Source organism: Ruminococcus hominis, from assembly GCF_014287355.1.
GTDB classification, from domain to species: domain Bacteria; phylum Bacillota; class Clostridia; order Lachnospirales; family Lachnospiraceae; genus Schaedlerella; species Schaedlerella hominis.
Genome location: NZ_JACOPE010000001.1, coordinates 697,487 through 709,720, shown reverse-complemented (window position 1 = coordinate 709,720; position 12,234 = coordinate 697,487). Strand labels below are relative to the sequence as shown.

Annotated in this window: 8 protein-coding genes; all 8 read right to left on the bottom strand. The window is 47.5% G+C overall.

From position 1 onward, the window contains the following. Positions 1–128: 128 nt before the first annotated feature. On the bottom strand, positions 129–1,478 hold the full coding sequence (locus tag H8S40_RS03115) for a glycoside hydrolase family 1 protein (RefSeq protein ID WP_186864529.1): 1,350 nt from the start codon (positions 1,476–1,478) through the stop codon (positions 129–131). A gap of 323 nt (positions 1,479–1,801) precedes the next feature. Next, positions 1,802–3,352 carry an alpha-L-rhamnosidase-related protein gene (locus H8S40_RS03110; RefSeq protein ID WP_186864528.1) on the bottom strand — a complete coding sequence of 517 codons (1,551 nt, stop codon included), beginning with the start codon at positions 3,350–3,352 and terminating at the stop codon, positions 1,802–1,804. Between the two features lie 82 nt (positions 3,353–3,434). After that, on the bottom strand, positions 3,435–4,472 hold the full coding sequence (locus tag H8S40_RS03105) for an alpha/beta hydrolase (protein ID WP_186864527.1): 1,038 nt from the start codon (positions 4,470–4,472) through the stop codon (positions 3,435–3,437). Between the two features lie 694 nt (positions 4,473–5,166). Next, on the bottom strand, positions 5,167–6,273 hold the full coding sequence (locus H8S40_RS03100) for an alpha/beta hydrolase (protein WP_243238171.1): 1,107 nt from the start codon (positions 6,271–6,273) through the stop codon (positions 5,167–5,169). A 15-nt stretch (positions 6,274–6,288) separates the two neighbouring features. Continuing rightward, positions 6,289–6,453, bottom strand: a complete 165-nt coding sequence (locus tag H8S40_RS03095; RefSeq protein WP_186864526.1) for a hypothetical protein — start codon at positions 6,451–6,453, stop codon at positions 6,289–6,291. A 64-nt stretch (positions 6,454–6,517) separates the two neighbouring features. After that, the gene (locus H8S40_RS03090; RefSeq protein WP_186864525.1) at positions 6,518–7,801 is read right to left on the bottom strand and encodes an alpha-L-rhamnosidase N-terminal domain-containing protein; all 1,284 of its coding nucleotides are present in this window, start codon (positions 7,799–7,801) and stop codon (positions 6,518–6,520) included. Between the two features lie 19 nt (positions 7,802–7,820). Further along, positions 7,821–9,173, bottom strand: a complete 1,353-nt coding sequence (locus H8S40_RS03085) for an MFS transporter (protein ID WP_186864524.1) — start codon at positions 9,171–9,173, stop codon at positions 7,821–7,823. Between the two features lie 14 nt (positions 9,174–9,187). After that, the gene (locus H8S40_RS03080) at positions 9,188–11,998 is read right to left on the bottom strand and encodes an alpha-L-rhamnosidase (RefSeq protein ID WP_186864523.1); all 2,811 of its coding nucleotides are present in this window, start codon (positions 11,996–11,998) and stop codon (positions 9,188–9,190) included. Positions 11,999–12,234: the final 236 nt, after the last annotated feature.

Here is a 12,234-nt window from a genome sequence, read left to right as displayed (position 1 = left end):
TTTAGTCAACCGATTTTCTCAATTCATAATTCATAAAAATAACTGTTTCACGATTTCAACACCGCAAAACAGCTATTTTTCTTCCTTATTCCATTTTCAGAAAGCGACAACATTTTACCGCAGTCTCATCACTCCACACTGTTTCTCTTGATTACATCCGCATACCAGTAAGACGAATCCTTCCGTGTTCTCTTCTGGGTTTGATAATCCACATGCACCAATCCAAAACGCTTATCATATCCTTCCGCCCACTCAAAGTTATCCAGAATCGACCAGTACATATATCCCACCAGCGGTACGCCTTCCTCCGCCACCTTTTCCAGTCCGCCTATATATTTTTGCAGAAAATCAATCCGCTGCGGGTCATGCACCTTACCGTCACTCATCACAAAGTCCAGATTTGCCATACCATTTTCCGTAATCAATACCGGCAGCTGATAACGCTCATAAATAAACTTCGCCGCCCAGTACAGCACATCCGGGGTAATCGGCCAGTCCATGGCAGTGCGCGGCTGTCCTTCATATACATGTTCATTTGAGCCCCAATCTTCACTATAGTTATTACTGTTATAGCAGTTATAGCCAAAGAAATCCAACGGCTGTCTGATCATCTCCAACTCTTCTGCATTTACAAACGGCGCCAGTGCAGGCGGCATTGTTCCAAGTATCATCGGGTCTGCCCACCATCCAAGGTTAAATACCATCGGATTCTCCGTAAATGTCTGTGCTTTTGCCTCCGCAACCCCTGTTTCCGTATTCTCCCACGGAGTATAGATGTTGCCGTTTAACGCCATCCCAATCTGTGGTGTCTTCACGGCATATTTGCGGATGGTCTGCACGGCTTTTCCGTGAGACAACAGCGTATTCTTTGTAAGCACTGCCATCTTCTGCGCAATCTGCCCTCTTGCCTCCGGCTTGCTCATATCAAGCCCCTTTATCAGACTTTCAAACGGCGCATGCGCACCCGCAATATATCCCGCGCCGATAAAGCACGCCGGTTCATTGACCGTCATCCAGTAGGACACTTTATCTGACAATGCCTCCACCACAACTTTGGTATATTCCGCGAAATAATCGCTGATTTCCTCACAGTACCAGCCACCCTTCTCGTAAATCCACATCGGCAGATTCCAGTGGAAAATCGTACACATTGGCTCAATCCCCGCATCCAGAAGTTCCTGCACCAGATTCTGATAGAACTCAATTCCCTTCGGATTTACCACACCTTCTTCCGGAATAATACGCGGCCAACTTACAGAAAAGCGGTACGCCTTCAGTCCCATTTCTTTCATAAGTGCCACATCTTCTTTGTATCTGTGATAATGGTCGCATGCCACATTGCCGTTATCGCCATGCTTGACATGACCGTCTGACAAGGCATCCCAGATGCCCATGCCCTTTCCGTCCTCATTATACGCGCCCTCCACCTGATAAGCCGCGCTCGCCGCGCCCCAGATAAAATCCTTTGAAAAACTCATCGTTATAATCCTCCTTCTGTCCTGCTTTCTGCTGGTACAGCAATTTTAAATTAACTGCACCATATCGCTCGTCTGTTTTCCCGATACACACAACTTATTATGTACTTTGTACCTCAACATTGTATCTGACATATATTCTAACGGGAAAAATCTGTGAAGTGAACCGAGAATTTGATTTTTATTCCATATTTTGCTTTTCTATTTTAAAGATGCCAGGGTCAAAAGGTCTAAATCCACATGAGCTTGCTCATAAGTGGATGAAAGGCCTTGGGACCCGCCCCAATTTTTCCTTTCCTCCATTTCCTTCTTTACATGGTGACCCTCTATAACTTCCTCAGCAGATAGGATGGTGTACAGCTCCACGCATGGCAGAAGCTGTTCAGCATCACAGACCCATAGGGGGATTCATCCGGGTTCGCCGGATTATACAGTTCCCAGAAGGTATCTGCACCTTCGTTTACCATCCCGCCCCAGTAGTTCCTTATCACATTTACGGCCTCATCCTTCATGCCGCAGTGCAGCAGGGCCTCCACATAATAGTGGTACATATAGGGCGTAATCATCGGCAGTTCAGACCCCGTTTCCGCCATGTGCAGGAGGAGCTTCCAGCTTTCCTCCCTGCCGGGGACATCTGCCAGAACCATCCATACCTGCGTCGCCCAGGAGACCTGCCGACTGCTCCCGCTGACAAAGGCCCCCTTTTCTTCCTCCCAGAAGCTTTCCCGCGCCGTCTGCCGCAGCCGTTCCATAGATACCACCAGCCTGCGGGCCGTCTCACCGTCCCCCATTTCTCCGGCCAGTTTCACGCCATATCCCATGGAATAAATCAGCACTCCCTGGGTTCCGGCCTGCCGGTCCAGTTCCACCGTCCAATCAAGCAGACAAAGCGGCTCCTTCTGTTCCTTCACCAAATCATTTTCCACAAACAGCTCCATACATAAGTCAATCTGCTGTATGACACGAGGATACAGCTCACGCAAGGTTTCCGCATCCCCTGTCTCCTGATAATATTCCCACAGGATTGCCCCGAAAAGCAGTGCATAATCCATGAGGTAAGAGTCATCCGCTGCAATCTCCGGCTCCAAAAACAGACAGGCCGCAATCCTCCCATCTGAAAACGTACTCCCGGCAAACAGATAAAGGCACCTCTTCACCATATCATAATTCTTAAAGGTCTCATAGTTTGCCAGTGCCTGCAGTCTCAAATCCCCCAGCCACAGCCTCCTGTCCCTTTTGGGACCGTCCTCAAAGACAGACTGCATGCAGTCCATCAGGGTCTTTGCGCCCACCCTGTCTATCCTGTCAAGCAGCATATCACCGGAATCCAAAAGCTGGATATCCGCCATATCCACAGCGGACACCGCGTCCACGGAAACCCCGTCTATGACAATCCCATATTTACTGGAAGTGTCTATGACCTCCGCCTGCAGATAGCGGAAAGCATAGCGTCTCGGCAGGGATATCTTCTGCGGCATCACATCTATATGGAGAAATTCCTCCTGAATCCAGGACTTGCTGATCCAGCTCTCGCAGTCCTCCATTCTGTCAAACAGCTCAGAGGGACGCTCCGCGAATTTCAGCCGGATATAGGCCGGCGCGTCAAAATGGCTTCCCCTGGCATCAATCGTAAAGCTTACATAGCCCACCTGATGGTCTCCGAAATCCAGCACCAGCTTCTGCCCTTTCCCCAGGACCTGATGCGGCAGTTCCTGTATCGGCCTTGTACCGCTGCAGATCATCTCATCCGCCCCGCTGTCCGCCTTTTTCCGCTCAAAGGACACAACGCCCACCGGCCGGAGCATCCTGTGCTTCAGCACAGGCTTTAATTTTTCAGCCTTGCCCAAAAAAGAATCATTGTTTTTTACCTGTCCCATACTGTCATTTCTCCTGTTCTCCCACGCTTTCGGACATGCCGCACCGCGGCACAAACAATAGTTGAAATCCGTGAAGAGCAAATCAACATTTCCGATGCTCCTCCCAGAATGCGACTGCATCCCGCAGCCAGCCATCTGCCGCAGTATCTATCCCCAGGCCAAAGCCATGACCCAGCTTATCATACATGACGATATCGACATTTTCCTGCCCCAGCGCTTTCCTGATGTCCGGGATGATCTTCTCCACGGCCGCAAAACCGGTAGGGTCATCCCGCCCGACCCTGGAAAATATAGCAAGCCCCTTGTCCTCCTCGTGAACCTTAAGCTCCCAGTGCAGGCCATAGATGGGGAAGATGGCGGCGGGCCTTGGCAAATTATGTTTATGGCAGCAGTCCTTATAATCAGAAAATGCGTAGGCTGTCGTCATCAGGCCTCCAGCGGAGAACCCGAACATACCAAAGCCGTCCATCGTATAGCCGTACTCTGCCTGATGCCCTATCAGATACCTTACCGCCGGCAGCACATCCTTGGATGCCTCCCCGCCCTTGGCCTGCGGTTCGGTTTCATGCAGCTCCACATTCACACGGTAGACCAGCACAAACGCACTGTATCCCCTCCTGTGCAGTTCCATGGCTGCCGGGATGCTCTCCAAATAAGAGGCTACGCCGTCAAACCCGCCGCCCGCAATCAGCACAGCCACGGGCTTCCCTGGCTCCCCCTGGAACAGGATCCCCTGTACCTTTCCCTTGTCGGGATCACGCCTTACCTCATCCTCCGCATAAAGCCCGCTGATGAAATGCACCTTTTTCAGCCCTTTCTGCTCCACGACATAGTTGAAACCATCCACGATGCTCTGCGCCTGTGCGGGCTGCCCGATAAGATTGCACAAACCATGGACGCTCATGCCTGACATGGCATATATTTCCTTTGGCGACCCGGTCTTCATAAAAAGCTCCGGCCTGCCCTCCCATACGGGATGCTGCAGGAAGAACGCAATCTTGTCATTGATCGTAGCCCTGCGGAACCCTCCCGCGTCATTGTAAAACTCCGATTCCTTTACCTTCGGCATATGCTTGACGCCTAAGATTGCCGGCCAGAACAGTCCTTTGTACTTACCCATGTTTTTTTCCTCCTTATCTATTTCAGAACGGTCTCGGAAACTCCATAAAGCCCGAATCTCCGCTCTTTTTGTACTTGTTACTTTTTTCGTTTCCTCCCATTTTCAGAGAGGGATTTTAAATTTTTTCAGCAAATTTTCAAAAAACTATTGTCATTTCTCGTGAATTGTGCGTTCCTTTATCCTGTTTTTTCTGCTCATTTCTATGGGACTTCTTCTGAAAACCTTACGGTTTCCGGCGACGGTACCGCTGTCCATACTCATGCCAACCCGAGGGGACACCGTTTAAATCCTGACCCCGATAAACCATACAACCCGGATGTTCCTCGCCATTTTTCAGACCCCGATGCCTCATGGGGATGGGACAGCGATATGGAAAAATACTATTACGGATATACCCTCTTTCAGCTGTCCTGCCATAACCATTCACTACACGTTGATATTCCACTCCTTTTGCGGTTTACCAGTGCCAAAAGACATGATTCTGTCAGTTTTCTGGTAGCTTTCCATGAATTTGAAAAACACGAGACTACTCTGCGAATAATTGGGAGGATTGTGGGAGTGCAAAGCACGGAACAATCCGTAGGCATCATAGTTGGGGGCTTTTGACCCCAACATCTTTTAAAAAGGTCAGATGTTTTATAATTTTATAAAACACTTGACCTCTCAAAATTCACTCTTTCTGTTCTTGAAAAAATTATTTCCGATGTGCCTCCCAGAATTCCACTGCCTCTTCAATCCAATGAGGTACTATGGTATTGGAACCAATACCAAATCCATGTCCGAGATTATCGTAAATCCGTACAGACACATTGTCCTCACCCAACACGGATTTCAATTGCGGAAGTCTCTTCTCTACATTTCCGAATCCGTATTCATCCTCGCGCCCTGCGATGGAAAATACCGCCAGTCCCTTATCCTGCTCAAGCGCTTTCACATTCCAGTCCAGACCATACATCGGGAAAATCACTTTCGGTCTCGGCAGTTTTACTTTGTGACAGCAGTCCTCGTAATTTGCGAAGGAATATGCCGTAGTCATCATGCCGCCTGCCGAGAAACCGAATATCGCATAGTCATCCATATCCACAGACAGTTCCTGCTCATGCTCCTTCAGATAACGGATTACCTGCACCAGCTCCCTGACCGCTGCCTGCCCCTGTTTTTCATGTTCCGTTTCTCCCAGCTGTTTGCCAATCGGGTAACTGATTACCAATACGGAGTACCCCAACTTGTGTAATTTCATTGCCACGGGATATCCCTCGCAGTCCGTCACATTACTGATAAATCCACCTCCGGGAACGACCACCGCCAATGGTTTTCCTTGCTTTCCTTTGTAAAACATTCCGGTCAAATGAGACTGATATGGATTCTGTTCTATCATTTCTTTCGAGTTAATATCGGAAATCAACTGCGCCTCTCCACTTTCCACAAGCCGGATCAGGTAATTAAAAGCCTCCAGTGCATTTTCCATCTGATCACTTCTGCCCTGCGCTTTTAGAAAATCTGCATATTTTGCCGGGGCAATCGCTTTTAACACGTTATCCTCAACATTAAAAAACATATGCTTATAGCCGCCAAACACCGGATGCTGCATAAAAAATGCCATTTTATCATCTTTTTCCGCTTTCCGGAATGTTCCGTCTGCCTGATAATAATCTTCCTTTTTTATATTCGGAAAACCGCCGATGCCAAACAGTGCCGGCAGAAACGTCGCATTTTTCTTATAAACATACCCCACAAAGCCGACTGCCAAAATGAGCAGCACGAGCATTATCATTGCCAGAATTTTCATATATTTTTTCATATGTTCTTTTCCTCCTTATCTCTTGCCCAAAATTGTCCTGCGTGCGCCACTGCCGTAAAGAGCCACCTTTTCCGGTGCCGCAAGTGGAAAGTCACCGTTACTTTTTAACAACACCATACATTCCGGTGCCAGTCTCCGCATAATTTCAATGTGTTCTTTTTCATATTGCTCCAGCTTCATACACATCCTCCAACTCTGTTATGTTTTTAGGGGGCAAAGCATCCTCTGCCCTCGTTTTTTCTATTCAAACGATACAGTGAAACTCATAATTCCCGCTCCCCACTTCCTTGGAACTTCCATCCGGCAGGTACACAACAGCCGTAGTATTACAGGGAATCTCCACATTCATGCTGAAATTTTTGTCAGCCAGATGCCACTCCGTACCGATTCGTCCGTATTCACTCATATAAGTACGTTTCGCCCATGTAAAAGTCTCCGTCAGCTCCGGCTTAATCACAATTTTCTTAAAACCAGGCGCTGCCATATCGATACCGCTGATTTTGCGGAACATCCAGTCATCCACACAGCCAAACGCATAGTGATTCAAACTTGTTGTAACCGGCGAGCCGTCCGGTTCATAGACAATATAGTTTTCCCATATTGTAGTCGCGCCTTGTTTTACTTCATAGAGCCACACTAAATTATCATAGTATGCTCCTGAGAGAATTCCATTCTGCCATCCACCGTCATCAAATCCGGCACAATTCCATCCCTCCTGCTCCATTTGCGCATCGTAGAGTTCGCCCGCGAACAAATCCGAAGAACGAACCGGACTTTCGGCAACTTTCAACTTATCGTCAGAGAGAACTGTCTCAAATGTGCCGTCTTCATACTCAATTCTCGTTTCAAACAACACTGCGTGCTCCATCTTAAATTTCCTGTCACGCGACTTAAAGTTCTTACTGTCATACCAGCCATCACCAACCAACATTCCTATGGCATTGTGTCCCTCTTGCAAAAGAGATGTTACGTTATACACCTGATAACACAGGTACTTTTCATAGAGCGTAAATTCCGGCGCCAGTTCTCTGTCATCCGCTCTGTTTCCATTGATACTAAGCTGATAGGCGCCATGGCAGGTCGCGTAAACACGCGCTCTCTTTATTCCCTGTCTTACGACAAATTCCTTGCGGAAATATTCTGCCGGATTCTGACCGCCGTTCCCTTTCCTGGCTTTTTTCATCGCAAACGGAGACCTTACCCACTGCGCACTCCACTCCTTTTCCATAAAACCTGTTTCAAAGGAGGATGTGGCGGTGGCGGTATCACCGGTGTTATCCGTCGCTGTCACCGTCCACAGGTAGTCACTGAAACTCTGAAACGGTTTGCCTTTATACTCCACAAAAACGCTCGCATCACTTTCCACCACACCCGAATCCCATACAAGACCTTCCGCTCCTGTTACCGTAATGTGGTAGGACTTCTGCATCACATTTTGCTTTTTACTGGTAATGCCCCATGAAAAATAAGGCATTTCATCCACGCAAGGACAATACTGGTTGTTTACTTTTAATCTTGACAGTTCCATCGCATTCTCCTTCAATATGTTACTTATTGCTGCGCGCTGCGATTGCCGTGTGCATTTCCTCTACTGCTTTTTTATCCAACGTATACTGTGTACCAAAAAGAATCGCCCCTGCGGAATTCAGGATAATCGGAAGTATCAGTACGCAGAGGATAATTCCTGTATTGATACTCTCCGGCTGGGCAACCGAGCCGGTAACAAAACCTGTAGCTGCCAATACATACCCCGGAATCGCTCCTCCGAGTCCCTGCGCCACTTTTGTAATAAAAGATGTAAGCGATGCGATCGCCGCTTCTGCACGTTTTCCGGTTTTATACTGCACGTAAGTAGTATTATCTGCCTGTATACTGGTTGACAGCGGTGCTATACATCCGCCTGCCACACCTCCTGCCACTGTACTAATATAGATCAAAAGCATAGATCTCACATCAATCAAACGCAGTGCGGAAAACAGGATGGATACGACGATTGCCATTACAAAAATCTGTTTCTTTCCAAACCGGTTTGCCAGAATTGGTCCAAGGAAAATTCCCACCAGAGCAGTTATCATTGAAACAAGTGACACCCCTGACATAAGCGTCATATCACCCATTATATATGTGTAAAAATAAGCGCCGGCTCCTCCTGCTATATTACTGCCCACCCCGACTACCAGTGCCAGTACAAACAGTGCCCAGACAGGTTTATACCGCAAAAACTGTAACAATTCCCTGAATGTATAACTTTCTTCTTTTTTTCCTTCAAAAGCTACTCTTTCCTTTACACAAAGAGCCCCTGCAATAGATAAAACCAACACCATGGCCATGGAACCGAAAATTAACACGTAATAGTTCTGTAACGTTCCTTCCGCCACAAGAATCGGTGCTGCCACAGCCAGTACCGCGCCACCTATCATTGTTCCCAACGCATTGAAAATCGACAGACTGTTTCTCTCCCTGTCATCCGCGCTCATGACCGGGAGCAGACTGTTCTTGGAGATATCCATAATATCAAACGTCCAGCCCAGCAGAAGATACGTCACATACACAATCACATATTTTCCGACCGGAATCCAGACTGCGCCAAACCACAGTAAAATATAATTTATAACACAGATGATTGTTCCCAGAATAATCATAGGGCGAAATTTTCCCATTTTTGTTACCGGAAATTTGTCCAGAAAATATCCCATAATCGGGTCGCTGATTCCATCCACCACCTTGGATATTAAAAACAGGGTCGCCAGTGCTGCCGGTTCCAGACCAACCACATTCGTATAGTAAATCATAAAGAATCCTGACAATAATCCCATCAGTGGAATATTTCCCGCACATACCATAAATAAGCCCATTTTTTCCACGATACTAACCTTTTGTTTTTTACTCTTCTCACTCATTTGTTCTCTCCGCCTTAATATTGTGATAATGCTGTATTCAACATCTCTGCCTGTCCTTCATCCATCGGTCCTGAAAACATCTCCGCCACCTGCCGAAACGACAATCCATAGACCGCATCCGGTATCATATCCACCTCGGTCATCGTCGATAAAAATGCCCGTATCTGCGGATGGTTCAGCAAATCTTCCAGCTTTGACTCCACGCTGTATATTTTCTTTAACTTCTCAGTTGCCTCATATACGACTTCATAGTTTCCTGCAGTGATATAACAAATACCGTTCACCACTGTTGCGAATAGTGGATTTGTCTTATCTTCAAACAGAATCTCCGGAGCATGCGGCAATCGCACCTCGCCTTCTCCGCCAAACGGAATCGTGATGCTGATTTTGATTCTGTTATCATTCGTGATTTCCCAGCCGCACTCATACCGTCCGCTTGCCGAGTCATACACGGTCTTTACCTGTCTCAAATCATAATGGACATTCGGACAAATTGCAACCCTTCTGCCTCCCGGAGATTCTTCCAAAAGATGGATTCCTCCCACATGGCGGAACATCCATTCCAGAATCGCCCCGTAAGAATAATGGTTGAGACTGTTCATTCCGGTACTGGATATCTTACCGTCTTCATCCAGTGAATTCCATCGTTCCCAGACTGTGGTGGCTCCCAGTTTCACTTCGTGCAGCCACCCCGGATACTCCTCGTTCAAAAGCAGGCGGTAGGCGGTATCCGTCATTCCGTTATCGGTCAACACATTACACAAAAGAGAGGTTCCCACAAATCCGGTATTCAATTTGTTTCTGCTCTCGCGGAAAAGTTTCTTTAACATCTCTCTGGTCAGCTCTTCGTCCTCTGACAAATGATATTTCAGAGCCAGCAGAAGACCCGTCTGTGTCTTTTCCGCGCATCTTCCGGTCGGGGTAAAATATTCTTCTTTTACCACACGCCATTGTTTTTCGGCGATTTCCCGATATTGTTTTTCCTCTTCCTTTCGCCCGAGAACCGCCGCTGCCTTCGCTGTAAGCTCCGCGCTTGCCGCATAATAAATATCCGCAATATAGCCTTCATCGGTCGCTCCGTATACATTTCCCGCCGCGGCTCCCACCCGGTCAAGCGCCAGCCAGTCTCCGTAATGGAAGGAATGTCTCCATCCGTGGTGCTCTCCGTCCACCTTACGGATATAGTCCACCCAAGCCTTCATACTGTCAAACTGCTGTTCCAATATGGTAGCATCCCCGCTGAACAGATAGACATTCCACGGAACGATACAGGCCGCATCGCCCCATGCACAGGAACATTTCGACGGACCGAAGGTCGGCACCACCTCCGGAACCATCCCTCCGGCAATCAGCTGTTCCTTATACAAATCGTACAGATATTTTCTGTAAAATGCATAGGTATCCGCCAGATAACATGCCGTACCCGAAAACACCTGTGTGTCGCCTGTCCATCCCATGCGCTCATCTCTCTGCGGACAGTCTGTCGGCACATCTAAGAAATTATCCTTCATGCCCCATTCCACATTGGAAATCAACTGATTTACCAGTTCATTTCCTGTCTGTATACTACCGGTACCTTCGTAATCACTGTAGAGTGCCATTCCCGTAAAATCTTCACAGGAGACATTGGTTACCCCGCTGATTTTTACATACCGGTATCCGTAAAATGTAAAATGCGGAACAATGTCTTTTTCTTCCCCGTCAGAGATATACACATATTCCGACAAAGCGGTTCTTAAGTTTTCGTTATAAAAACATCCGTCCTGCAGGATTTCGCCTGTCTGGATTCTGATTTCTTTTCCTTTCGGCTCATGGACATGAAGTTTGAAAATCCCGGTAATCTCCTGCCCTAAGTCAAACACCCATTCATCCTTCGGGGTGTGAATCAGTTCCTTCGGTGTAAACTGTTCATGCACAGTCACCGGAAGGGACAGCCGCTCCGTCAGTCGCCCCTGCGGCGCCTCAGCAAGCTGCGCGCTGACAGGTTCGACAGGTTCCAAGGTATCATCCCGTTTCTCCCCGTCATATATATTGGAAAAAAACAGATTGCTCCTTGTCACTTCCCATGTGTCATCCGTGCCGATTATCTCTTGTGTGCCATCCTCATATTCCAGATGCACCTCTGCCAGCAGTTTCCACTCGTCGCCGTAAAATCCTTTCTGTTCTGTCTGATTGAACCCGAACCTCCCTTTGTACCACCCATTCCCCAAAAGAACGGACAACACACCTTCGCGCTGCATCTGCGCGGTCACATCATACGTCTGATACTGTAACCACTGATTGTAGTTATTGCAGTACGGGGTCAGATATTCTTCCCCGATTTTTGCGGATTTTAAAATATCTGTTTCGGTTTTCTCTCCATCCGTAAAATATGCCTCATAAAGCCCCAGTCCGCAGAGATAGAGACGGGCTTTTTTTACCTTTCCACGGGGAATGATTCGCTTTGAGAAAATGGGATGGCGTTCCATCCTGCTGTCGCAGGTAATCCATTTTCCCACCCACGGCTCGTCCCTCTTTGCCGTCTCAAAGAACTGTACGTCGGACTCCAGCACTTCGTCTGCGTCCGTAGTAACGATTACCTTCCAGTAATATCTGGTACAAGGCTCCAGATTCATCTCCGCTTTTACAGCCAGACTGTCGAGCTTTGCCTCCCCGGTGTCCCAAAGAACATCCGCGAAGGTTTCATCCTTTGCCACAAGGATTCTGGCACATCTCTGGTTCTTTCCCCTGCATTCTCTGACCTTCCACGAAAAAACCACCGGATTCAGTAAAAATCCCACCGGATTCGTGATATGATTTGTTTTTGCTGCGTAAATCTGATTCATATTGCTGTTTTCCAAGCTCCTTCCTTTTTTCATTGTGTACACTGTAATTCGAGTATAATGGATTTGCCTCATAAAATCATTTACGGAATTTCATCATTTTACCTACCAAACTTAAGATTTATATTGATGCATCCGCAAATGTTTTGTATAATGATAAAAATGCAAAGTGCCAAAGAGCATACCTTTACATTTGCATGAAAGCCATGACTTTGAAACCTGAAAAACATGCGAAGGCA